27 protein-coding genes, 1 tRNA gene, 1 other RNA gene and 2 pseudogenes are annotated in these 22,351 nt (G+C 34.2%); 14 read left to right on the forward strand and 17 right to left on the reverse strand.

The features are described 5' to 3' along the window. Positions 1–33 precede the first annotated feature (33 nt). The 4 genes and pseudogenes from OPR60_RS05140 to OPR60_RS05155 all read right to left on the reverse strand — a co-directional run. Positions 34–181, reverse strand: a pseudogene (locus OPR60_RS05140) (IS4-like element ISWosp8 family transposase); the annotation flags it as partial. Between the two features lie 266 nt (positions 182–447). Next, positions 448–792, reverse strand: coding sequence for a DMT family transporter (locus tag OPR60_RS05145; protein ID WP_006279756.1), 345 nt, complete (start codon positions 790–792; stop codon positions 448–450). Positions 793–807: 15 nt separating this feature from the next. Beyond that, the gene (locus OPR60_RS05150; RefSeq protein ID WP_007548371.1) at positions 808–1,122 is read right to left on the reverse strand and encodes a DMT family transporter; all 315 of its coding nucleotides are present in this window, start codon (positions 1,120–1,122) and stop codon (positions 808–810) included. Positions 1,123–1,221: 99 nt separating this feature from the next. Then, positions 1,222–2,328 (reverse strand): D-alanyl-D-alanine carboxypeptidase family protein, encoded by a 1,107-nt coding sequence (locus OPR60_RS05155; protein ID WP_065095190.1) that lies wholly within the window; start codon positions 2,326–2,328, stop codon positions 1,222–1,224. 929 nt (positions 2,329–3,257) lie between these two features. Here OPR60_RS05155 and OPR60_RS05160 point away from each other — a divergent pair. After that, a complete protein-coding gene (locus OPR60_RS05160; protein WP_265039632.1) occupies positions 3,258–4,010 on the forward strand; it encodes an IS5 family transposase in 753 nt (250 codons plus the stop codon). A 114-nt stretch (positions 4,011–4,124) separates the two neighbouring features. Here OPR60_RS05160 and OPR60_RS05165 read toward each other — a convergent pair whose 3' ends face one another. Together OPR60_RS05165 and OPR60_RS05170 are read right to left on the reverse strand one after the other, a co-directional pair. After that, positions 4,125–4,883 carry a cell division protein FtsQ/DivIB gene (locus OPR60_RS05165; RefSeq protein ID WP_265040154.1) on the reverse strand — a complete coding sequence of 253 codons (759 nt, stop codon included), beginning with the start codon at positions 4,881–4,883 and terminating at the stop codon, positions 4,125–4,127. Then, complete coding sequence (locus tag OPR60_RS05170; protein WP_065095040.1) at positions 4,864–5,817, reverse strand: D-alanine--D-alanine ligase; 954 nt, start codon at positions 5,815–5,817, stop codon at positions 4,864–4,866. Before OPR60_RS05170 ends, OPR60_RS05165 begins: the two co-directional genes overlap by 20 nt. Positions 5,818–6,231: 414 nt before the next feature. Between OPR60_RS05170 and OPR60_RS05175 the strand changes: the two genes are divergently transcribed. Next, positions 6,232–7,044, forward strand: a complete 813-nt coding sequence (locus OPR60_RS05175; RefSeq protein WP_265040287.1) for a transposase — start codon at positions 6,232–6,234, stop codon at positions 7,042–7,044. 263 nt (positions 7,045–7,307) lie between these two features. Here OPR60_RS05175 and OPR60_RS05180 read toward each other — a convergent pair whose 3' ends face one another. Further along, on the reverse strand, positions 7,308–7,682 hold the full coding sequence (locus OPR60_RS05180) for a ferredoxin family protein (RefSeq protein WP_063630600.1): 375 nt from the start codon (positions 7,680–7,682) through the stop codon (positions 7,308–7,310). A 134-nt stretch (positions 7,683–7,816) separates the two neighbouring features. Further along, entirely contained in the window at positions 7,817–8,569 is a 753-nt protein-coding gene (locus tag OPR60_RS05185) for an IS5 family transposase (RefSeq protein ID WP_265039632.1), read from the reverse strand. A gap of 887 nt (positions 8,570–9,456) precedes the next feature. Here OPR60_RS05185 and ruvX point away from each other — a divergent pair. Next, on the forward strand, positions 9,457–9,924 hold the full coding sequence (ruvX, locus tag OPR60_RS05190; protein ID WP_010082183.1) for a Holliday junction resolvase RuvX: 468 nt from the start codon (positions 9,457–9,459) through the stop codon (positions 9,922–9,924). A 44-nt stretch (positions 9,925–9,968) separates the two neighbouring features. Here the strand turns inward: ruvX and ruvC are convergent, their stop codons facing one another. From ruvC to OPR60_RS05235, 9 genes are all read right to left on the reverse strand, one after another. Beyond that, positions 9,969–10,457 (reverse strand): crossover junction endodeoxyribonuclease RuvC, encoded by a 489-nt coding sequence (ruvC, locus tag OPR60_RS05195; RefSeq protein WP_038199503.1) that lies wholly within the window; start codon positions 10,455–10,457, stop codon positions 9,969–9,971. After that, positions 10,458–11,285, reverse strand: a complete 828-nt coding sequence (locus OPR60_RS05200; protein ID WP_265040157.1) for a cytochrome c oxidase subunit 3 — start codon at positions 11,283–11,285, stop codon at positions 10,458–10,460. A 47-nt stretch (positions 11,286–11,332) separates the two neighbouring features. After that, entirely contained in the window at positions 11,333–11,992 is a 660-nt protein-coding gene (locus OPR60_RS05205; protein ID WP_065095152.1) for a TenA family protein, read from the reverse strand. A gap of 44 nt (positions 11,993–12,036) precedes the next feature. After that, positions 12,037–12,720: a TenA family protein gene (locus tag OPR60_RS05210; RefSeq protein ID WP_265040158.1), complete on the reverse strand. Its 684-nt coding sequence runs from the start codon at positions 12,718–12,720 to the stop codon at positions 12,037–12,039. A 126-nt stretch (positions 12,721–12,846) separates the two neighbouring features. Further along, positions 12,847–14,019, reverse strand: a complete 1,173-nt coding sequence (gene metK / locus OPR60_RS05215) for a methionine adenosyltransferase (RefSeq protein ID WP_065094688.1) — start codon at positions 14,017–14,019, stop codon at positions 12,847–12,849. Positions 14,020–14,076: 57 nt separating this feature from the next. After that, positions 14,077–14,153 (reverse strand) — tRNA-Ile (locus OPR60_RS05220). Positions 14,154–14,162: 9 nt separating this feature from the next. After that, positions 14,163–14,432, reverse strand: a complete 270-nt coding sequence (gene rpmA / locus OPR60_RS05225) for a 50S ribosomal protein L27 (protein WP_265040161.1) — start codon at positions 14,430–14,432, stop codon at positions 14,163–14,165. A 10-nt stretch (positions 14,433–14,442) separates the two neighbouring features. Continuing rightward, on the reverse strand, positions 14,443–14,745 hold the full coding sequence (gene rplU, locus OPR60_RS05230) for a 50S ribosomal protein L21 (protein ID WP_065094687.1): 303 nt from the start codon (positions 14,743–14,745) through the stop codon (positions 14,443–14,445). A 433-nt stretch (positions 14,746–15,178) separates the two neighbouring features. Then, positions 15,179–15,931, reverse strand: coding sequence for an IS5 family transposase (locus OPR60_RS05235; protein WP_265039804.1), 753 nt, complete (start codon positions 15,929–15,931; stop codon positions 15,179–15,181). 66 nt (positions 15,932–15,997) lie between these two features. Between OPR60_RS05235 and OPR60_RS05240 the strand changes: the two genes are divergently transcribed. The 11 genes and pseudogenes from OPR60_RS05240 (at position 15,998) to OPR60_RS05290 (ending at position 22,211) form a co-directional block, all read left to right on the forward strand. Next, on the forward strand, positions 15,998–16,942 hold the full coding sequence (locus OPR60_RS05240; RefSeq protein WP_265040162.1) for a hypothetical protein: 945 nt from the start codon (positions 15,998–16,000) through the stop codon (positions 16,940–16,942). 63 nt (positions 16,943–17,005) lie between these two features. After that, on the forward strand, positions 17,006–17,818 hold the full coding sequence (locus OPR60_RS05245; RefSeq protein WP_265040287.1) for a transposase: 813 nt from the start codon (positions 17,006–17,008) through the stop codon (positions 17,816–17,818). Positions 17,819–17,880: 62 nt separating this feature from the next. Next, a pseudogene (locus tag OPR60_RS05250) lies at positions 17,881–18,585 on the forward strand (hypothetical protein); the annotation flags it as partial. Positions 18,586–18,774: 189 nt separating this feature from the next. Continuing rightward, a complete protein-coding gene (locus tag OPR60_RS05255; protein ID WP_065094683.1) occupies positions 18,775–19,371 on the forward strand; it encodes a riboflavin synthase in 597 nt (198 codons plus the stop codon). Positions 19,372–19,428: 57 nt separating this feature from the next. After that, on the forward strand, positions 19,429–20,019 hold the full coding sequence (locus tag OPR60_RS05260) for a CvpA family protein (RefSeq protein ID WP_265040164.1): 591 nt from the start codon (positions 19,429–19,431) through the stop codon (positions 20,017–20,019). A gap of 124 nt (positions 20,020–20,143) precedes the next feature. Next, positions 20,144–20,473: a transfer-messenger RNA gene (gene ssrA, locus OPR60_RS05265) on the forward strand. A gap of 23 nt (positions 20,474–20,496) precedes the next feature. After that, the gene (locus OPR60_RS05270; RefSeq protein ID WP_265040165.1) at positions 20,497–20,934 is read left to right on the forward strand and encodes a ClpXP protease specificity-enhancing factor SspB; all 438 of its coding nucleotides are present in this window, start codon (positions 20,497–20,499) and stop codon (positions 20,932–20,934) included. Between the two features lie 200 nt (positions 20,935–21,134). Further along, the gene (locus OPR60_RS05275) at positions 21,135–21,353 is read left to right on the forward strand and encodes a hypothetical protein (RefSeq protein WP_006279413.1); all 219 of its coding nucleotides are present in this window, start codon (positions 21,135–21,137) and stop codon (positions 21,351–21,353) included. Between the two features lie 13 nt (positions 21,354–21,366). Further along, positions 21,367–21,627 (forward strand): type II toxin-antitoxin system RelE family toxin, encoded by a 261-nt coding sequence (locus OPR60_RS05280; protein WP_255324035.1) that lies wholly within the window; start codon positions 21,367–21,369, stop codon positions 21,625–21,627. A 97-nt stretch (positions 21,628–21,724) separates the two neighbouring features. Then, positions 21,725–21,946 carry a hypothetical protein gene (locus OPR60_RS05285; RefSeq protein WP_006279415.1) on the forward strand — a complete coding sequence of 74 codons (222 nt, stop codon included), beginning with the start codon at positions 21,725–21,727 and terminating at the stop codon, positions 21,944–21,946. 187 nt (positions 21,947–22,133) lie between these two features. Continuing rightward, positions 22,134–22,211 (forward strand): type II toxin-antitoxin system RelE family toxin, encoded by a 78-nt coding sequence (locus tag OPR60_RS05290; protein WP_245611027.1) that lies wholly within the window; start codon positions 22,134–22,136, stop codon positions 22,209–22,211. Positions 22,212–22,351 lie beyond the last annotated feature (140 nt).

Here is a 22,351-nt window from a genome sequence, read left to right on the forward strand (position 1 = left end):
TTGATTTTATTCACCCTCCTTTCCTTTTTTTTATCGCTTGATTCGCAGCAGGTCTATAGAAAATACTGTCGAAAAAGGAAGTTTTCTTGTTCGTGTAAAACTCAACACAATAGATTTTCTGAAAAGTTTTCGAGTATATTGCATTTTTAATTTGTAAGATAAGATCTTTTCCTTTTTGCATGCCTCACCTAAAAAAGACACATTTTAAACTTTTTTGTTGCAATAAAATAGAAACAAAAGTGCTGTCCCTTGCACTCTTTGGATAATTTAATGATAAAAAATTTAGAGAGAAATTTTATACACTATCGCTGATATTTTTCCTTAAGTTGACGCCATTGTCTGAACGGTTACGGTTTCCCGTCTTCACCATGCTGTATAGAAAAAAGTCTGGATTCCAATTTGCATGACAATATGGAGTATCTGCTTCTTTCATCCCAGTGGGATCTTTTATTCCATTTTATCAACAGTTTGTTTTGCAGTATCAAACAATTTTAATCCTATAATCCCGAATGTAACTAAAATAAAGCATATTACTTCGAATAAATTAACTGGTTCATCAAATAGGTAAACTCCAAGTATCGAAGCTCCTATAGCGCCCACTCCAGTCCAAATTGCATAGCATACTCCGATAGGTATAGAACGTGTAGCGAGCGAAAGTAAATATGTACTAAGAGCCATGGAGAGTATGCTAATTATTGATGGTACGAGATGAGTAAATCCATAACTATGCTTAAGTGTTATGACCCAGAACACTTCAATTAGTGACGATAAGAGTAAATATATCCAATTCATGCATAAACTTTAGGTTTAAATAGAGAGCTTTAGCCCTATGGTTCCTATTACAATTAAAACGATACATAAAACTTGAGATAAATTAATATTCTCTGTGAAAGTGGTTGCACCAATTATAGTTATTCCAATTGTGCATATTCCAGAGGAAACTGCATAGCATACTCTAATAGGTAGAAAGCATGCTGCAAGAGATAAAAAATAAATGCTAATGATCATAATTACCAATGTTGCAATCGAAGGCACAACCTTAGTAAAACTGTTACTAAACTTTAGCGTTACAGCCCACAGTATCTCTAGGATACTAGACAGCAACAAATATAACCAGCACATTTTCGTAACATTTCAATCTTGTATTGTAACAGAAATTGTTAGTTAAAACTACACTAAAGTGCAATAAATCTCTCTTTCGAAATTGCTTTAATATCAAACTTAAAATAACATCCTAAAAAACTTTTCTACGAAATTCAATTCCTGCACGTCATTTGCTGCATAAAGTGGTGTAGTTTGTTGCTCAATACCTGGTATTTCTACAAAAACTTTGCCCACTTCTTGACCTTTTTTAATGGGTGCAGGTATCATATCTTTATATTCAATACGCACCTTAATTTGGTCATGCAATTTGCGGTTGTAAGTTATGGTAACATCGTTTGTAACTGTAATAGGCACTTTTCTATCTTTTCCATAGAGAACATTTACTTCCTCAACTACGCTGTCTTTAACGAATATTTTCTTAGTGTTAAAATGATTTAAGGAGTATTGTATCAATCTTTTTGCTTCTTCTATTCGCTCTTTCTCAGTGTTTAAACCATTTACGACAGCAAAAATTCTCCTATCATTTCGTTTTGCAGATGCTACAATGCCGTAACCACCAGCATTTGTATAACCGGTTTTTAAGCCATCAACCCCAATATCGTGAAAAAGTAGAAGATTTTTATTCTTTTGTACAATTTCATTATATGTCAAATATTGTTCGGAAAATAAATCATAATATTCAGGAAAATCGGTGAAAATCCTTTTTGCCAGCATTACCAAGTCTTTTGCGTTCATAAAATGATCTTCATCTGGCCACCCGCTTGAGTTGACAAAATGACTGTCATTCAGATTCAAATTTTGTGCAACTTCATTCATTTCAGCCACAAAATTCTCTTCTGATCCTGCAATGCCCTCGGCTAGTGTTATGCAGGCATCATTGCCTGAGACTATTGTAATTCCTTCAAGTAATTCCCTCACCGTAACGGATTGACCTTCTTTCAAAAACATAGAAGAGCCTCTCCTTTCCCACGCTTTTCTACTTACTCGAAATTTATCCTCCATGTGTATTATTCCAGCTTTTAGATAATCGAAGGCTATATATAAAGTCATTAACTTGCTCATTGAAGATGGGGCCATTTTTTCATCGGAATTATGGTCAAAAATGAACGAGTCTGAAGCTAAATCTAAGACTACTGCTTGCTTTGCTTTGGTTCTAAACTGGTATGAGTATGAAGAAAAAGGAAGTATAAAAACTAATAGCAAAATTACCAATCTGCTTAACATATTTATAATTTTAAATTTACAGTGCACTAATTAATAGTATGATTTTACAGGGGCATTTCAATAGATCTCTTGCATAAAAATTCCTTGACAAACTCCGCCAGCCCCCTTATCATGAAACTGAAGCTATTTATTTATCTTCTCTGTACAGATTAAATGACAAAAAAACTCACGTATCTGGCGTCTCATGTTTAATTTTTTGCACTATGTGCACCTTATGTCTTTATAAAATTTCTAGGTTTTTACCTAATATAAGCTAAAATGCGCTTATAAAGCATTTAAAACATAAAAAAACGCCAACTTAAAAAATGGATAGTGAATAACTAGCTACCCTAGGGTTTCTTTTGCCTTTTTTTCTGTTTAGTAAATTTCTTAAACATTTATGACTAAAGGTTAGTTGTATTAAAAAGCAGCTAAATCGCGGTTATTAAGCGTTTAGAATAAAAAAACGCCATACTTGAAAGTATAATGTAAGTAATTAGCCAACCACGGGGCTTCTTTTGCCTTTTTTTTCATTTGGTAAATTTCTTAATATTTATAGCTAACATGAACAAACATTTGAGAGTAACTTCCGCTAGTAGGGTGTCATCCCAGTGCTTGACACTGGGATGACACCATCATAAAGGAATCAGTGTCAGCTACTTTCATGACACCATTCTTTTTCCTGGATCCCAGTGTCTGGGCACTGGGATGACAAGGTAGAGGGCACTGGGATGACAGGAGAAGGAGGCTACTGGGATGATAGGAGAAAGGAGGCTACTGGGATGACAGCTAGCCTGACAACCGTCATCCCGCTACGTGTTAGCGGGATCTATGCCAAGAGATACCGTGAATGAATCGCGGTATGACGTAGGCTCTGTGGACAAAAAATATGAAAAGAGAGAAAAAGATGGTAGTTTAGCCTAATAGGTAAAAAATGGAGAAACTACCATATGCAATATTACATCAAAGAGGAAAATTGGAAACAAATTTTAGAGTTCATAAAAAGCGTAAAAGGAATGCACAGCAAAGATGAAAAACGTTTAAGAATATTCATAGAGGCAGTGTGGTACATAGTGCGAAGTGGTTGCCAATGGAGACTTTTACCAAAAACTTATGGTAATTACAGGAGTATACATAAGCGATTTAAAAGATGGTGTGAAAGAGATGTCTGGAAAAAATTGCTTGAATATACTAAACAAGAGCCTGATTTAGAAGTTGCTATAATCGACGGTACGATCATCCGAGCCCATCCATGTTCATCTGGATATACAAAAAACTCCAAGGATCAAGAAGCTTTAGGGAGGAGCAAAGGTGGCTTTACAACTAAAATACATGCGCTTGTCGATGCACTTGGAAATCCACTTAAATTTACTCTGACTCCTGGTCAAAGAAATGAAATTACGCAGGCACAAGTGTTGACCGAAAGTATCTATAACTCTACTGTAGTAGCTGACAAGGGCTATGATAGCAATGCCTTTGTTACAAGTCTTGAAGACAAGGGATGTACAGTAGTTATTCCGCCAAAACGGAATCGAAAAGTGCAAAGGTATTACGATGAGCATATCTACAAAGAACGTCATTTGATTGAGTGTTTTTTTGGTAAAATTAAAAATTTTAGGCGCATTTTTTCCAGATTTGATAAAACTGCTGAGGTTTTTATTGGTTTTCTCAATTTTGTTGGAGCTCTTGTATGGCTTCTCTAAAATTTTGTCCACAGAGCCTAGGATTGCTGTCATTCCGCTGCTTGTTAACGGCTGAATACCGCGAATGAATCGCGGTATGACGGTTAAGTATCCCGCTGCTTGGATGACAGCAGATCACCTCTTCACAAAGATTTTATCAGTAATACGCATATCAATAATACTCCAATCGCTGAAAGTAAAATCAGTTGTATTGTGTAAGTGGTTTAAATAGTCCCATGCACTATAAGGGTTATCTTCAGGCAGTTTTACTGTGGAATCGTTATCAAGTATGATATTCCATCTTCTATTCCCTATATAAGCAAAAGAAGAAATGTGGTCTCTTAATTGAGTTTTACTCTCCAACACATCTCTAACAAATTCTAGGTTTGATAACGAGTTTTGTCCTGTAATTACAACAAGATCATCTACTAGATAGTCATCTACGATCACTTTACCTTCAAAATCAATTACCGAGGTTTTGTTATTATCTTTCCAGAGAGCAAACGGTTTATGCTCATCTATATTAATGTGTAGAGTATTGGGCAAAATTCTGTGAACTCTTACGTGTTTTATCCACCTGCTTACGGATTGTATGTTACCGGCAAGTTTTGAAAGTGATATATACAGGATAGGTTGCGTTCTATCTGTCAAACTTAGAATATCCTTTTTGTTTGTAAATTTATTGCCGCTCACGACTACTTCGTCGATTGAAAATCCACTACTGAGTAATAAACTAGATAGGCAGTCATTACACCAAGTAAAGTAGTAATTAAATCGATTTATTATTTTATCAAGTGAGCTGTAAAGTATTAGCGTAAGAAAAAGTGCTGTGATAATAACCAAGGCACACTTACGCAAAAAACTCCTTTGGCTTCTAGTAATACTGCTCAACATGACTTAAATCCCTAATATTTTTGTGCTGCAAACTATCTTCAATAATAATTTTAACTAATTCATTAAAATTGATTCCTTTTGCCAATTTTGCAATTTCTGGCACTAACGATAACTCAGTAAAGCCAGGATGTGTATTAATCTCAAGCATTTTTAAAGTGTTATTTTTGGGATTATAACGGAAATCTGAGCGGGAAATAGTTTTGCATCCTAAAAATTGATGAACTTTCAGTGCGTGTTCCAAGGTCATTTTATATATATTGTTAGGAATTTCAGCAGGAAATATATGTTCTGCAAATCCATCTGTATACTTTGCTTCATAATCATAGAATTTATTTTTTGGTCGTACTTCTATAGTACCAATTGCTTCATCCAGCAATACAGCAGTATGTAACTCTATGCCCGGTATGTATTCTTCTACGATCATCTTTTCCATTATAGTAGAACTATTATCTTTCAGTTCTAAGTAATCCTCGTGCGAGAAAATTATGTACACTCCAATACTTGAACCTTCATTAATTGGTTTTAAGACGTACGGATAATCGATTTTAATATTATTTTTTAGTACATCTTCTCGGCTAATTACATAACCTTTTGGAGTATCAATACTAAGGGACCGAAATATATGCTTTGACATCACTTTATTCATAGCAACAGCAGAAGCCATAACTCCTGAGTGTGTATATTTTATACCTAAAATCTCCAATAAACCTTGAATGCAGCCATCTTCACCATAAGGTCCATGCAGAGCAATAAAAGCAAGCTCAGGATTAATTTTTCTAAGCTTTTCAGCAACGTTGCTGTCAACATCTATTTCTATTGCATTATATGAAAGGCTATCGAGCGCTTTCTTTACTGCTTTTCCGCTCATAAGCGACACTTCTCTCTCACAAGAAAATCCACCACTTAAAATTGCTATAGTTGGAATCATGGGCATTCTATGTTTTACTACATAGCATATATAAAAGATGCTCTTATCTTCAATAGAAAAAACGCTTTGAAAAATTCTATAGCTCTATCCTATGCACAACTGTACGAACGTTTGTTTTGTTAAGATACAACAAATGGTGTCATCCCAGTGCCCTGACTACTTGGATCCAGGATTTTGATTAGCACTAAGTTGGTGAGCATATAAAGTGTTATGTTAAAATATAACGTTTTTACGGAAAGTCTGGATTCCAGTGTCTGGGCACTGGAATGACACCATTCTTTTTTCTGGATCCCAGTGTCAGGGACTGGGATGACATCATAAGACCTGCTGCAAAAGGTGATTGAAAAAATGATGTGAGAGGGGTAGAAGAAGAATAAGCAGATCAAGTAAGGAAAAAAAATGAGCTTTAGTTACTATAATATGAAAAAACACCCAAGAAACTTTCGTAATATAACAGGTTTAAGTATAGAGGAGTTCGAAAAAGTAGTAGAAAAAGTGAGGTCTGGATGGAAAAAACTTGAAAAACAGAAAAAGTGTCATGGTAGAAGATCAAAACTACCAACTCTGGAAGATAAGTTGTTTTGCGTAATTTTGTACTATCGCACTTACATAACACATAGATTTTTAGGATGCCTATTCAATGTGCACAACGCAAATGTATGTAGGTTACTTAAGAGAATAGAGCCATTACTCGCCAAAAAAGTGACTATAACAAAAGATAGAAGTATGACGCCAGAAAAAATACTGAAGATTTTGGCTGATGTTACAGAACAGCAAATACAGAGGCCAGAAGATAGTAAAAAACGGAAGAAATCATATTCAGGAAAAAAAAGAACCAACACTATGAAAACTGAGATTATTATCGAAGAAGGAGGAAGAATTTTATCAGTGTCAAAGTCATACCGTGGTAGAATTAGTGATTTTCGCATAAGGAAACAAGAAAAATATTTACCACTTGATAGCATAAAACATGCTGATTCTGGATATCAAGGTTGGCAAAAATTGCAAAGCAATGTTATAATTCCATATAAAAAGTATCGTAAAAAGCCATTAACTCCAGAGCAGAAAGAGCATAATAGAAGGTTAGCATCATTTAGAATGAGAGTAGAAAATAAGATCCGAGAGATAAAGATATTTAAGATTATGTCGAATGTTTATCGCAATTTTCAGAAAAAATATAACTTGAGGTTCAATATTATTGCTGGTATTGTAAATCTTAAGCACGCCTTTTAGTTAACCTTGATTTTATTCACCCTCCTTTCCTTTTTTTTATCGCTTGATTCGCAGCAGGTCTATAGAAGGCTACTCGGATGACATCATAGAGGCACTGCCCTTTTGGATGGAAACCAGTGTCAACTACTTGCATGACACCATCTGCCACCTGCAAATTGCAATGTTCGTACGATTGTGCGTCACGCGCTGGAATGACAAAGAAGAGTGAGTTGCTAGTTTTTCATATGGTTATGCAAGGAGTCTGATCTTTTTCTTTGTTAATATTATTCTAAATTTTCATCAAAATAAGTTGTTTTATCCTTTTTTTCCTTATACTCTTCTGCAGTATAGAGAGGTTGTTTTTTAGCTGTGATATTTGGCCATTTTTGTGAGTATTCTACGTTTATGTTGTAAAATGACTTGAAAGTTTTTTGTTCGCTGCTCAGCAACTCTTCATCTAGTTCTAAAATATCTTTTATGGAATCATCAGTTACAATTGCATCCACCGGACACTCAGGTATGCACACTCCGCAATCAATACATTCATCTGGATTAATCACGAGCATGTTTTTACCTTCATAGAAGCAGTCAACGGGACATACTTCCACACAGTCCGTATATTTACATTTTATGCATTTATCTGTAACAAAATGCGTCATAAAACACTGTATATTTGCATTATCTTGGGTACACTAAATTGATAAGAAATTCAAGCCTTTTATGAAGATAAATAAATTGAACAACAAAGAATTAGAAGTATGGTTAAGCTTGGCTAGGCTCTGTGGACAAAATTTTAGAGAAGCCATACAAGAGCTCCAACAAAATTGAGAAAACCAATAAAAACCTCAGCAGTTTTATCAAATCTGGAAAAAATGCGCCTAAAATTTTTAATTTTACCAAAAAAACACTCAATCAAATGACGTTCTTTGTAGATATGCTCATCGTAATACCTTTGCACTTTTCGATTCCGTTTTGGCGGAATAACTACTGTACATCCCTTGTCTTCAAGACTTGTAACAAAGGCATTGCTATCGTAGCCCTTGTCAGCTACTACAGTAGAGTTATAGATACTTTCGGTCAACACTTGTGCCTGCGTAATTTCATTTCTTTGACCAGGAGTCAGAGTAAATTTAAGTGGATTTCCAAGTGCATCGACAAGCGCATGTATTTTAGTTGTAAAGCCACCTTTGCTCCTCCCTAAAGCTTCTTGATCCTTGGAGTTTTTTGTATATCCAGATGAACATGGATGGGCTCGGATGATCGTACCGTCGATTATAGCAACTTCTAAATCAGGCTCTTGTTTAGTATATTCAAGCAATTTTTTCCAGACATCTCTTTCACACCATCTTTTAAATCGCTTATGTATACTCCTGTAATTACCATAAGTTTTTGGTAAAAGTCTCCATTGGCAACCACTTCGCACTATGTACCACACTGCCTCTATGAATATTCTTAAACGTTTTTCATCTTTGCTGTGCATTCCTTTTACGCTTTTTATGAACTCTAAAATTTGTTTCCAATTTTCCTCTTTGATGTAATATTGCATATGGTAGTTTCTCCATTTTTTACCTATTAGGCTAAACTACCATCTTTTTCTCTCTTTTCATATTTTTTGTCCACAGAGCCTAGCTAACACGGGATTTCTTTTGCCTTTTTTTCTGCTTAGTAAATTTCTTAAACATTTATAGCTAAGATTAGTTGCATTTAAAAGCAGCTAAATTGCAGCGTTTAAGACTTAAAAAAACGCCAATACAGAAAATAGACAATGACCAGGGCTTCTTTTGCCTTTTTTTTCATTTGGTAAATTTCTTAAATATTTATAGCTAAACGATAACCGTCATCCCGCTACTTGTTAGCGGCCGAGATACCGCGAATGAATCGCGGTATGACGTAGGATTGCTGTCATTCCAGTGCCAAGCACTGGGATCCAGCCTTTATTATGCAGTCACTTGGTTGAAATTAAGTCTTCTGGATCCCAGTGTCAGCTACTTGGATGACACCATTCTTTTTCCTGGATTCCAGTGTCTGGGCACTGGAATGACATCCTCCCTTGTGGAGATTGCTCTCAAATCACAATGTTCGTACAGCTATGCAAACACAAAGGTGTCATTCCAGCGCGTGACGCTGGAATCCAGTTGAGCTATTTCAACAAAAATACTGCATTTTGAGATGAACGTTCCAGACTTATTTACAAGTATAACAATTAAAGTCTGGATTCCAGTGTCAAGCACTGGAATGACATCATAGGGGCACTGCCCTTTTGGATGGAAACCAGTGTCAGCTACTTAGATGATACCTTTTTCTACTTAGTTTGGGTTATGCAAGAAGTCTATTGCATTCCTGAGCAATTTGATTCATTATTCTTTTTGTAAAAAATTTTCTTAACTTTCTCTCCACTTTTTTGGTAAGGTCACTTTAAAGGAAGTCTAATAGATGCTACATAGAAATCCAGATGAGTTTCTAAAGTCTATTCCAAAAGATAAGCGCATAATGTGCCTTGACATGGGAGAAAAGCAAATAGGCATAGCATTTAGCGATAAAACACAGCTCATAGCCACAGCTCATAGCATATATCACAGAAAAAATATGAGCAAAGATTTAGGTTATCTGCATAGAATATTCAAAGAAAATGAATCTGGATCAATGGTAATAGGACTACCATTAAAAATGGACGAGCAAGAAACTAAATGGTGTAAAACTATAATCCAATTTGCAAATAAAATAATAAAAAAATATAAAGTAAATATATACTTACAAGACGAAAGCTTCTCAACATCTATCGCAACTCATACACTAAAAATTACTGGAATATCAATCACAAAATCGAAAAAAATAGATGATAAAATCTCCGCATGTATTATTTTGCAACGAACGTTAGACAAGATAAATACAATCAAATAGTTTTTCCAGATCTGGAAATCTTCAAACTGAATCCCATATAAAAGTTACTCAACAAAACAAGAACCTTTCGTATAAGCATGACAAATTGCTACAGCAAGAGCGTCAGCAGCATGGTGGCATTTTATACTCAAATTTTTAACTATTTGCTTCACCATAAATATAATCTGATCCTTATCAGCATGGCCATTTCCGGTAATGCTTTTTTTTACATAGTTTGCATCATATTCATTCATAGTTAGCTTTGTTATTTTTAACGCTAAAATTACAACCCCTCTTGCATATCCTAAAGTTAGTGAAGATTTAGGATTTTTATTAACAAAAATTTTCTCCACTGCAGCTTCATTAGGAGAGTATAGGGAAATTACTTTCTTTAATTGTTCAAAAATTATATGTAGGCGTTCACCTGTACCCAATTTACCATCAGTTGATATGGTACCGCCGCCCAAAAATTCAATATTATTTTTTTCGTTCAGGCTGATAATGGCCCACCCAGTCTTGCTTATTCCTGGATCTAGACCTATTATTTTAACCACTTAATAAACGCTTAACCAATAGACAAACAAAAATAAAAATATCCAGACTACATCTACAAAGTGCCAATACCAGGAGGCAAACTCAAAGCACAAATGGTCCTGAAGTGTAAATTGGCCTTTCCGTGCTCTAAATAAACACACTGATAAAAATATTATTCCTATTATAACGTGTGCGCAGTGAAAACCGGTAATCATATAAAAATTGGATGTATAAATAAGCTTTTCTCCTGTTTCTTGTAGAGAAAAACTCGCTTCATGATACTCTATTGCTTGCACTATTATAAAAAAAACTCCAAGCAATATAGTTATGGACAGCATTTTAATCATGCTCTTTTTATCATTTTTAAGTAAAGAGTGATTTGCCCAAGTAATTGTTGTACCAGAAAGCAATAATATTAACGTATTCATGAACGGTAGTGACCACGGATCAGGTGGCAAAATTCCCTCAGGGGGCCATGCAACTTTTTTTGCAGGAGAAAACGCCTCAAATAAAAAAACTGGATCAAGCCATGCTTTAAAGAATGAACAAAAGAACACTATAAAAAATACGACCTCCGAGAGAATAAATAAGTACATTGCAAATTTGAGTCCATGTTTTACAATGGCAGTGTGACATTTGTCATAAATGGCCTCCCTTATTACATCTCTCCACCAATAAAACAGCACCCCTGATACTGCGGAGATTCCCAAAACTAAACAAAACATTCCGACAATTTGTTTATGAAGCGCGCCAACTAATCCAAGTGCAAGAATAAGAATTGCTGCTGATACAGCAATTGGCCAAGGGCTTGGATCCACTAAATGAAAATCATGTTCTTTACTTTTCATAGCATTTTAAAAAATACTTATTAAGGATACAAATTAGCTTAAAATTGTCAATGTTCCTTAGGAAATTGATTGAATCTTGAAAAATTATGTGCACCGTTCAAAAAATCTAACACAAATTGTGCAGTTATTCTAAACAACTCAAGCATTCTGCTCTTTTCATTTTCTCTTGCTTTGCTGCAATATCCATCAACAATATTTTCTAAAATAATGCATCCAGACTTTACTGAATCACTGTAACAAAAATCAAACCAATCCCTATATCTATTATTTTTCTTGAATCTATTTTTCATGTTATCAACGACAGTCTCGTATATAAACATGCAAGAATACAAAACCGTCATAGCCTCATAGGTATTACTATACGAGATGGATAAAAGGAAATTAGTGAAATTAAAACACTCAAGAGATTTCTTTCCACGACTTATACCGTACATAGTAAAGTAGTAGTCATATAGCATTCTATTAACAGTCACTACTCTTTGGGCTACTTCAGCAAGCGAGATAATACTACTATAATCTTCCATTCTGGATGCAGTAATTAAGGTGGTACGAATATAATCATCTAAGAACAACGTCTTTTGTTGAGCATAGAACTTGAAGTTCTCTATATTTAGGGTATTATTCGCTAACTCAACATTAAAAGGATGCTCAATTATATCCTTTAAAAGATTTGACCCGTAACAGCTCCTAATTATGCCACTGAACATTGTAGTTACCGATAAAAGATCAAGTTAACGTAAATAATCCGCTGCTAATATTCTTTGCTAGATATATTAGAGTAATATGCCTCATCCCAAAACATTATTTCTAATTCCAGCCCTTTCTTAAAAAACTCATACATCCTCTTTTTTTCACAGTCACTAGCTTTTTTATATAGCTTATTTGTAATATCAGTAACCTCATCAATTACAGCATTTACTGTTTCGCTACTATAAATGTTGATCCACTCTTTGTATTTGTTATTTTTAACCCCTTTAGTTGTTATCTCATTTACCATATAGCGTACAACGATTTGGTATATGTTAAAGCAAGAATAAGATGCTACTAAAGCTTCATTAACAGAATTGTGATATGCGGCACTCATGAAAAAGTCAGTAAAGGCAGAACAAGCTCTTGACTTTTTGTGATCATCAGATAGATCACAATCTTCAAAATATTTTTTATACTGTTCTCGAACATAAAATGCTCCTTGTGCCAAATTGATTAAACTACTCATCATTTCAATATCATCAACTCTAGCTGCAACAATTAAAAAAGCACGAGCGCAATCTATACAATACAGAAAATACTGCTGAAGGTAGAATTTGAATTTTTCATAATCTAATGTATTATTTATCAATTCAACATTAAAAGGGTGTTCTTTTATTTTATCAATAAGATCAGAAAACTCTTTTACAATTACGTTGTACAGTTCTCCTTCTATTTCGTTATACACTTTATAAGCCTCACAATAAAAATTGAATATAAAAATTATTACTAATATGGTATAATTATTATGAAAAAGCGTGCTATGCTTTAACAATAAGCTAGTATATAAATATGGGGCTGTAAATCAAAAATTTTAGCAATCTAAAGAAATTTTACTATTACCTTCTATATTGAATTCTCTACGAAGATCAGCAGACAAGTTTATGCTTTCCCAAGAAAATCCACCGTCACTTTTTGACTCTTTACCAAAATGTCCATAACAGGCTGTACGTTTATATATAGGGCAATTAAGCGATAAATGCTTGATTATGCCTTTTGTTGATAAATCTATATTATTCTCGATAAACTTTTTAATTACTCTTTCCTCTACCTTATTCGCACCAAATGTATCAATATAGAATGAAGTAGGTTTTGATACACCAATTGCATAAGAAAGCTGCACAAGACAACGTTCAGCCAAACCTGCAAAGACAATATTTTTAGCAAGGTATCTTGCCATATAAGCCGCAGATCTATCAACTTTAGTTGCATCTTTTCCGGAAAATGCCCCTCCACCGTGTGGAATATAACCTCCATAAGTATCAACCATAATTTTTCGTCCGGTTAATCCACAGTCACCAACTGGTCCACCAATAACAAATCTACCAGTTGGATTGACTAAGAGATTTTCCTCAGAACACATCCATCCTTCAGGTAAAGATGAAACTATGTAAGGGTAAATTATTTCTTTTACTTTTGATTGATCCAAATCCTCAGGGTGCTGTATTGAGACAATAATACTTTCAGCACGTACTGGAAGGTTATTCTCATATGCCAAAGTGATTTGTGACTTTGCATCTGGACCAAGTTTTGCTTCTTTAACTGCACTCATGATATTTTTCAGAATCGAGTGTGCATAAAAAATGGGTGCCGGCATAAGGTTTTCTGTCTCTATTGTTGCATAGCCATACATTATGCCCTGATCCCCAGCACCTTGATCCAACCCTATTGCAATGTCATTTGATTGCTCATGCAGCAATATATTTACCTTCACTTTTTTCCAGTGGAAACCATCATGCTCATAACCAATATCTTTTATTGTATTCCGTACAATACTTTTAATCTTGCTATTCTTAATGTTAGGCCCAAACACTTCCCCAGCTATAATAACGTTATCTTTGGTGACTAAAGTCTCTATTGCAGCTCGCGCAAAAGGATCAGTAAAAAGGTATTTATCAAGTATTGCATCTGAAATTTGATCTGCTACTTTATCTGGATGACCAGCCGCAACTGATTCACTGGTTACTAAATTTTTATACAAACTCATGTTTTTGCTTATACAATATCAAAACCGCTATAGAAAACACAGTTAGTAACTACTAAATGGTGGGTCTGGGAAGAGTTGAACCTCCGACCTCACGCTTATCAGGCGTGCGCTCTAACCACCTGAGCTACAGACCCATGATTTATTCAAGCTGAAGCTTTCATATTATCTGTAGGCACGATATCAATAAAAGTCTTTTTATTTGCTGACCTTCTAAAACTGACCCAGCCTTCTACTTTAGCAAAAATCGTATGATCTTTACCTATACCAACATTCTTCCCAGGATGGAATTTTGTGCCTCTTTGGCGCACAATTATGTTACCAGGAATAACCTTCCCATTCTTCTTTATTTCTAACCTACGACCCGCTGAATCTCTACCATTACAGGAACTACCACCTGATTTTTTAGTTGCCATATCTTACCTCTTACTTTTGAAGACTAATTTCATTTATACGAAGAACAGTTATATACTGCCTATGACCAGTTTTCCTACGGTAATTTTTTCTTCTTTTCTTCTTAAAGATTATAATTTTTTCCCCCCTGCACTGCTCCAACACTTCAGCTTTAACAGTAGCATTAGATGAATAAGATAAGCCATTATTTGAAATACAAATCACCTGATTGATTTCCACCTCTTTTTTTTCTTCAGCTTCTAACTTCTCTACCTTTATTATACTACCTTCTTTTACTAAATATTGCTTTCCACCAGTCTCAATTACTGCAAACATGATAAATATAAATTATTGTTATTAACTTTAATCGTAAACGATGTCATATACGCTGTCAATATAAATAAAAAGCATGACTTAACGTTCTTTTTGAGCTATCTAAACACTTCTATCTTTCTTCACCCTTTATCTACTTTTTCTCAGACAGTAGACTTCTTGCATAACCTAAGCAGAAAAAAGGCAAATAGTTATTATAGCTCTAAGTTTACCGACGATAAGAACCGTCATTCAAGTAGCCCCTCCCTGCCATCCAAGTAGCCTTCTCTTCCTGTCATCTAAGTAGCCTCCTTCTCCTGTCATCCCAGTGCCCAGACACTGGGATCCAGGTTGGATACTGAGTTGGTAAGTATAAAAGTGTTGTGTTATGGCTAACGCTAACTCTACGTCATACTGCGATTCATTCGCGGTATCTCTAGGCTCTGTGGACAAAATTTTAGAGAAGCCATACAAGAGCTCCAACAAAATTGAGAAAACCAATAAAAACCTCAGCAGTTTTATCAAATCTGGAAAAAATGCGCCTAAAATTTCTAATTTTACCAAAAAAACACTCAATCAAATGACGTTCTTTGTAGATATGCTCATCGTAATACCTTTGCACTTTTCGATTCCGTTTTGGCGGAATAACTACTGTACATCCCTTGTCTTCAAGACTTGTAACAAAGGCATTGCTATCGTAGCCCTTGTCAGCTACTACAGTAGAGTTATAGATACTTTCGGTCAACACTTGTGCCTGCGTAATTTCATTTCTTTGACCAGGAGTCAGAGTAAATTTAAGTGGATTTCCAAGTGCATCGACAAGCGCATGTATTTTAGTTGTAAAGCCACCTTTGCTCCTCCCTAAAGCTTCTTGATCCTTGGAGTTTTTTGTATATCCAGATGAACATGGATGGGCTCGGATGATCGTACCGTCGATTATAGCAACTTCTAAATCAGGCTCTTGTTTAGTATATTCAAGCAATTTTTTCCAGACATCTCTTTCACACCATCTTTTAAATCGCTTATGTATACTCCTGTAATTACCATAAGTTTTTGGTAAAAGTCTCCATTGGCAACCACTTCGCACTATGTACCACACTGCCTCTATGAATATTCTTAAACGTTTTTCATCTTTGCTGTGCATTCCTTTTACGCTTTTTATGAACTCTAAAATTTGTTTCCAATTTTCCTCTTTGATGTAATATTGCATATGGTAGTTTCTCCATTTTTTACCTATTAGGCTAAACTACCATCTTTTTCTCTCTTTTCATATTTTTTGTCCACAGAGCCTAGCGAAACAATTAAGATCAGTACTATTCGCTCGAGAAGTATTGAAAGCAATATACAAAAATTTTCATTTGAGCTAACAGCAACAGATAAAGACACCTTTAATATAAGATTATTTAGAATAAACCCTTTAATTGATTTTTTCAAAATCTGCCTTCCTCAGGAAAAAAATTTTACAGTCAACATGAAAGTGCCGAAAGAAAGCAGTGAATTATATAATAACCACTGTAAAACTAACAGTTATAAAACTGTAGAAGAATTCATAAATAATGCTCCATCTCAAATTCTCTTACAAGGAGTAACAATAACACTACAAACAGATGCTAAAGACATTAACCTGGATAATTTGCACCAAATCGAGTTATTTCTAAATGAAAAGCTACAACATGCAGAAAAAACTGAAAATCAAGACAAAAAAGAACAGAGTGAGACTAACCAAAAAAACGCACAAAATAGACAAATCGTACCAGTTACAGGCCTGTTTGGCTATAATTTAACAAGTAGTAAAAAGCAAGTGATGCGGGTTCCAATAGTTGTTGCTGCAATGCGTGACAATTTTTTTTGGTTTGGATCTTTTTTTCGGCTACCCAATTTTTTTAATACAATACAATTCTTCTTGCAACAGCCACCAAAACTGTCCATACGAAACCAGAGGGCTTTGACTTACCACCCAACACTTCAAGAGGCAAAACAGGACAAGGTAACACAAAAAGATGGAATCGATGAAAGAAGAATAGAAGACGTCACAACGCTTATTTCTGATTTCGGTCAAACTACTTCGCACACAGAGTATTTTAAAGCTAATAGAAAAAAATCGAAAAAGCAAGCTCAAGAACTACCAGAAGAAGAAAAACAACCTACCATAAAACAAGCACGAAATGATGCTAGAGTAGCTATAGACCTGCTGCAAAAGGTGATTGAAAAAATGATGTGAGAGGGGTAGAAGAAGAATAAGCAGATCAAGTAAGGAAAAAAAATGAGCTTTAGTTACTATAATATGAAAAAACACCCAAGAAACTTTCGTAATATAACAGGTTTAAGTATAGAGGAGTTCGAAAAAGTAGTAGAAAAAGTGAGGTCTGGATGGAAAAAACTTGAAAAACAGAAAAAGTGTCATGGTAGAAGATCAAAACTACCAACTCTGGAAGATAAGTTGTTTTGCGTAATTTTGTACTATCGCACTTACATAACACATAGATTTTTAGGATGCCTATTCAATGTGCACAACGCAAATGTATGTAGGTTACTTAAGAGAATAGAGCCATTACTCGCCAAAAAAGTGACTATAACAAAAGATAGAAGTATGACGCCAGAAAAAATACTGAAGATTTTGGCTGATGTTACAGAACAGCAAATACAGAGGCCAGAAGATAGTAAAAAACGGAAGAAATCATATTCAGGAAAAAAAAGAACCAACACTATGAAAACTGAGATTATTATCGAAGAAGGAGGAAGAATTTTATCAGTGTCAAAGTCATACCGTGGTAGAATTAGTGATTTTCGCATAAGGAAACAAGAAAAATATTTACCACTTGATAGCATAAAACATGCTGATTCTGGATATCAAGGTTGGCAAAAATTGCAAAGCAATGTTATAATTCCATATAAAAAGTATCGTAAAAAGCCATTAACTCCAGAGCAGAAAGAGCATAATAGAAGGTTAGCATCATTTAGAATGAGAGTAGAAAATAAGATCCGAGAGATAAAGATATTTAAGATTATGTCGAATGTTTATCGCAATTTTCAGAAAAAATATAACTTGAGGTTCAATATTATTGCTGGTATTGTAAATCTTAAGCACGCCTTTTAGTTAACCTTGATTTTATTCACCCTCCTTTCCTTTTTTTTATCGCTTGATTCGCAGCAGGTCTTATGATAGATAACCAGATTGAGCGCAGGGGAAAAAAACTCGATGAAATATTTATTGAAGTGATAAATGGATACAAAGATCAAGATCCAGAAACATTTCGCAATGTTTTTAACTCAATATTCAATATTATTTATTTTCAAGATAAACAATTACATGAAATATTAGAGTCAGGTGAGATATTAGAAGTATTAGAAATACCACAACTAGCTGGCAAGTCTTCTTTTCCAAAAGAGTATCTACAAAAGCAAGTATATAAAAAAAAAGAGCAATTGCTCAAATTAGTTTCAGGTGTTTACATACAACAACCTCCTACGCAACATAAAAATACTCCTCATAAATCTACAAACCCTTTACCAATTAAAGATCCTTCACCAGCAACAAATGAAGCCACACCTACTAACATTACACTCAAATCACCGTTAAAAACTGTATTTTCCTCAAAAAAGGCTTATTTTTGTCTATTTATAATAGTAGCATCTGCATCAACACTTTGCTTATGGCATTTTCCATTAGGAAAAGTGTCAATGTTAAAAGGATTAGTGCCACCAGAAAAAAGGGAAAGTATTGGGTTAGCATTGAACATAGGGTTGCCAATATTAATCGCGCTGTGTATTTTGAATTTAGCTCGCTTTATATATTCTGAATATTCTATAGAATCTATTAAGCAAGTAAGTGAAAACGATCCCCTTTCTCGCACCTATAGCTAGTGCAGACTCAGTTTTCCTGCGTCATACCGCGATTCATTCGCGGTATCTCTAGATCCCGCTAACACGTAGCGGGATGACGAATTTGTCGTTTTTTAAATTGTCGGTAAACCAGAATTACTTTAACTATAACAAAATAGAAATAAGTTGTTGTAAAAAATTTTTCATGGTAAAATTATTTATTTTCACCATATGTTTAAAGGAATTATCACGGATATCGGGACTATAACTGATACTACCACTCACTCCAACTCTGATCAAATTTTCCATATCAAGACACAAAATTTATCCTCTATAAATAAAGGAGATTCAATAGCTTGCTCTGGTGTGTGTTTAACTGTTGTTGATATAATGAGCGATACATTTACAGTCCAAGCATCTCAAGAAACTATGAAGGTTGCTAACTTAAATACGTGGAGAATAGGAAAAAAAATAAATCTCGAACAAGCAATGAGATTAAGCGATAAGATCGATGGCCACCTGGTTCAGGGTCATGTTGATGGGATAGTAAAAATTTTAACAATTAATCAAAGTTTAGATTCTCATGAAATCAAACTATCGTGCCCACAAGAATTAATTAAATTTGTTGCAAAAAAAAGCTCCGTTACACTAGATGGGGTTTCCCTCACAGTGAATTCAGTTATTAATCAGGAATTTACAGTAAATATCACTCCCTATACATGGGAAAATACAACTTTTCAGTACAACAAAGTAGATGATTATCTGAATTTAGAAATTGACATGATCGCTAGGTATTTAGATCAACTGATGCAGCATAAATACAATTAATTTTACAACCTCGTTATTTATAACTATTATATCTTGAAAACCATACAGATATAAAATATGCTTTTCGATAGTCTAATTATCTTCATTGTTGTTCTATGTGTAATAATCTCGGTAACTAGAGGCTTCATAAAAGAGCTATGCGCACTAATGTTTCTATTTTTATCAGTTTTTCTGACAGCTAATCACTATGATTTTTTCACTCTAAATTATAGTAAATATTTTGATTCTAAAGTTACGTTAAACATACTCTCTACAATTTCTGTATTTATTATACTTAATCTTATATTGATGATAATAAATAACTGGCTAATGTACATATTATCGCCCATAAGATTGGGGTTTATTGATAGAGTTACTGGAATCTTTCTCGGAGTGCTTAAAGGAATATTGCTCTCTTATGTATTATTTTTTGCTGTGCACTTATATTGCTACACAGTATATGACAAAAAAGAGGGAGAGTATAAAATAGAAGCAGAAGACATATTGCCTAATTGGATAATAAATTCACACTCTTATCAGGCTTTATTTGTGACAGCAGAAGAAGTAATTGACATGTATGTACCAGAGTCGTTGATACTAAAAATAAAAGAGATCGGTGGAGAAATAGTTGATCAAGAAAAACCTAAAAACAATAAAAAAGAAGAGTAAATATTTATTTATAAATATGTTCATTGGAAGTATTCAAAAATCCATATGTGTCAGGTTAAGAGCACAGAATTTTTTACTGGAAATCTTAATTTTGTTTTAGCAATAAATCAACTTAAGGTCATAATATCTTGACATTTATTTAATGTTGCTATATAATAGCTATGTACATTTTGTGTACTATAGCAATAAAATTACCTTGTAATAGGTGTATTGGACCCGAGGGCAGTACTCGGCGCCTCCACCATGTTTTTTAATTATACGGGGGCGATTAAGGATCGACATGCATAGTAAAGATGGTAGCTTTGCTCGGTTAGACACCACCGCTAAGAGTTCATAATTTAAATGCAAACGATAATTTTGCTGCTGAAGAATATCGTGTTGCTGCTTAATTTAGCACAACCGGTTTATTACTAAAGCACGGTTTAGGGAACGCCGGGTAACAGAAGTTCCCCCAAAATTTACGTATGTGAAAGTTATATGGAGCAAACAGATTACAAAAAACTGCTTAATTCTGCTAAGTTTCAAGTTATCAAAAAGACTTTAGATGTTATATCAGGTAATGGTTTTATCCCTCACTTAGAAATATTATTTTTCACATATTTTAATGGTGTGACCATGCCAGATCGTTTGAAAAAGTCATACCCTACTCAAATGCTTATTATATTACAGCATCAATTCTATGATTTAAAAGTTTCTGAGGATAAATTTAGCGTCAGTTTGAGTTTTCAAGGAAAACAAGAGCGAATTACTATACCGTTTTTTGCTATTAGTGAGTTTCGTGATAAAATTTCAGGAGATGTTTTAATATTTGACAAAATCAGTATCGACTCTGATAAAGAATACAAAAGTGAAAAATGTACTGAAAAAATATCAAACGGTAGTATTATATCCATAGATCAACTGCGTGATGAGTAACTGCTCATCTTTATAAACAAAAAATATTAATAGAAAAAAGTGGTCTAACTTAAGTAATAGGATAGAGGGTAGATAAATATGCTAAATCTTTAATTATTTATTAACGCAGGTGGCAAAATTTTTCTTACATATCATCAACTTCCTTTATTGAAAAATTCAGAAAAATGTTGTATAATTATTAGTAGACTTTGGTAAAACATATGACAGATTCAGGAATTAGTATAACTTTTGACCCAAAAACTTCACATAACCTTACTAAGTTAGCTGAAATCACCAAGGAATCCGTTCAAGAACTAGCAAAAAGGTTAGTCATCGAAGGAATCGAGTGCGAAGTAGAAGATATTGCGTTATATAAAACTATTAAGGAATGTGAGGATGTAGACTGGAACACAGTACTATCTGAAAGGGAGAGGACATAAACTGAAATACGATATTGTCTACTCAAAAAACTTTACTGAAAGAGATTTTCTAAATCTTCCAAAAACAATAAGATCAAGGATTACAAAAGCGATAAACGAGCGGCTTACAACTGATCCAATTAAATTTGGTAAACCATTACGTGGCAGGCTAAAAGGGTATAGAAGAATAAGGGTTAGTGATTATCGAATTATTTATACTGTAAATATTGCAAAACATAAGGTGTTTGTTGCTACAGCAGGACATAGAGACACCATTTATGAGAAGGCTACTTGATAAACATTAAATATATTTTTATACAGCCCTCCTTCCTTTCTTTATTGAAAAATTAAAAAAAATGTTGTATAATTATTAGTGGATTTTGGTAAAACATATGGCAAATTCAGGCATTAACATAGCTCTTAGCGAAGAAACTTTAAAGCATCTTGCTGAATTATCTGAATTTACTAAACAGCCCGTTCAAGAATTAGCAGGAAAACTATTTAGAGAAGCAGTTGAGCTTGAAATGGAGGATTTTTTAGTATCTAAAATTTCTGATGAGCGTGATGTTGAAGGTGCAGAAACAGTTGATTTTGAAGATATTAAGTGGGATTAGAGCGTTACAAGGTTAAGTCTCTAAAGAGTGTTGTTGAAAAAGATTTACCAAACCTTCCAAAGACAATAAGGCTAAGAGTTCAAAAGGCTATAAAAGAACGTCTTACAGTTACCCAATAAATTTTGGTGAACCACTACATCATAACTTAAAAGGACGTAGAAGGCTAAGAGTTGGTGACTATTGTGTAATTTACAGAGTAAATCAATTAGATCATATAGTAACTATCACAGAGATAGGACATAGAGATGATATTTATAAGAAATAAATATCAACATTAATATATATTATACACCCCTCCTTCCTTGTCCATTCTCTACTTTAGGTGGCTTTGCGCAGCTCAAAAAATGAAGTTTTTTTGGTTCAGCAAAAACAACATTTTGAGTTTGAAAAGGCTAAATACTTGTC

The organism is Wolbachia endosymbiont (group A) of Trypoxylon clavicerum (genome assembly GCF_947251665.1).
Taxonomy (GTDB): Bacteria; Pseudomonadota; Alphaproteobacteria; order Rickettsiales; family Anaplasmataceae; genus Wolbachia; species Wolbachia pipientis.

What these genes read in the sequence shown, in the direction of transcription:
- rpmA (WP_265040161.1), bottom strand. Translation starts at nt 14,432, where the DNA reads ATGGCAACTAAAAAATCAGGTGGTAGTTCCTGTAATGGTAGAGATTCA.
- OPR60_RS05205 (WP_065095152.1), bottom strand. Translation starts at nt 11,992, where the DNA reads ATGTTCAGTGGCATAATTAGGAGCTGTTACGGGTCAAATCTTTTAAAG.
- OPR60_RS05245 (WP_265040287.1), top strand. Translation starts at nt 17,006, where the DNA reads ATGAAAAAACACCCAAGAAACTTTCGTAATATAACAGGTTTAAGTATA.
- OPR60_RS05275 (WP_006279413.1), top strand. Translation starts at nt 21,135, where the DNA reads ATGACAGATTCAGGAATTAGTATAACTTTTGACCCAAAAACTTCACAT.
- OPR60_RS05235 (WP_265039804.1), bottom strand. Translation starts at nt 15,931, where the DNA reads ATGCAATATTACATCAAAGAGGAAAATTGGAAACAAATTTTAGAGTTC.
- OPR60_RS05145 (WP_006279756.1), bottom strand. Translation starts at nt 792, where the DNA reads ATGAATTGGATATATTTACTCTTATCGTCACTAATTGAAGTGTTCTGG.
- rplU (WP_065094687.1), bottom strand. Translation starts at nt 14,745, where the DNA reads ATGTTTGCAGTAATTGAGACTGGTGGAAAGCAATATTTAGTAAAAGAA.
- OPR60_RS05175 (WP_265040287.1), top strand. Translation starts at nt 6,232, where the DNA reads ATGAAAAAACACCCAAGAAACTTTCGTAATATAACAGGTTTAAGTATA.
- OPR60_RS05285 (WP_006279415.1), top strand. Translation starts at nt 21,725, where the DNA reads ATGGCAAATTCAGGCATTAACATAGCTCTTAGCGAAGAAACTTTAAAG.
- OPR60_RS05270 (WP_265040165.1), top strand. Translation starts at nt 20,497, where the DNA reads ATGGAGCAAACAGATTACAAAAAACTGCTTAATTCTGCTAAGTTTCAA.
- OPR60_RS05260 (WP_265040164.1), top strand. Translation starts at nt 19,429, where the DNA reads ATGCTTTTCGATAGTCTAATTATCTTCATTGTTGTTCTATGTGTAATA.
- OPR60_RS05150 (WP_007548371.1), bottom strand. Translation starts at nt 1,122, where the DNA reads ATGTGCTGGTTATATTTGTTGCTGTCTAGTATCCTAGAGATACTGTGG.
- OPR60_RS05185 (WP_265039632.1), bottom strand. Translation starts at nt 8,569, where the DNA reads ATGCAATATTACATCAAAGAGGAAAATTGGAAACAAATTTTAGAGTTC.
- OPR60_RS05170 (WP_065095040.1), bottom strand. Translation starts at nt 5,817, where the DNA reads ATGCCCATGATTCCAACTATAGCAATTTTAAGTGGTGGATTTTCTTGT.
- OPR60_RS05165 (WP_265040154.1), bottom strand. Translation starts at nt 4,883, where the DNA reads ATGTTGAGCAGTATTACTAGAAGCCAAAGGAGTTTTTTGCGTAAGTGT.
- ruvX (WP_010082183.1), top strand. Translation starts at nt 9,457, where the DNA reads ATGCTACATAGAAATCCAGATGAGTTTCTAAAGTCTATTCCAAAAGAT.
- metK (WP_065094688.1), bottom strand. Translation starts at nt 14,019, where the DNA reads ATGAGTTTGTATAAAAATTTAGTAACCAGTGAATCAGTTGCGGCTGGT.
- OPR60_RS05180 (WP_063630600.1), bottom strand. Translation starts at nt 7,682, where the DNA reads ATGACGCATTTTGTTACAGATAAATGCATAAAATGTAAATATACGGAC.
- OPR60_RS05255 (WP_065094683.1), top strand. Translation starts at nt 18,775, where the DNA reads ATGTTTAAAGGAATTATCACGGATATCGGGACTATAACTGATACTACC.
- OPR60_RS05160 (WP_265039632.1), top strand. Translation starts at nt 3,258, where the DNA reads ATGCAATATTACATCAAAGAGGAAAATTGGAAACAAATTTTAGAGTTC.
- OPR60_RS05155 (WP_065095190.1), bottom strand. Translation starts at nt 2,328, where the DNA reads ATGTTAAGCAGATTGGTAATTTTGCTATTAGTTTTTATACTTCCTTTT.
- OPR60_RS05200 (WP_265040157.1), bottom strand. Translation starts at nt 11,285, where the DNA reads ATGAAAAGTAAAGAACATGATTTTCATTTAGTGGATCCAAGCCCTTGG.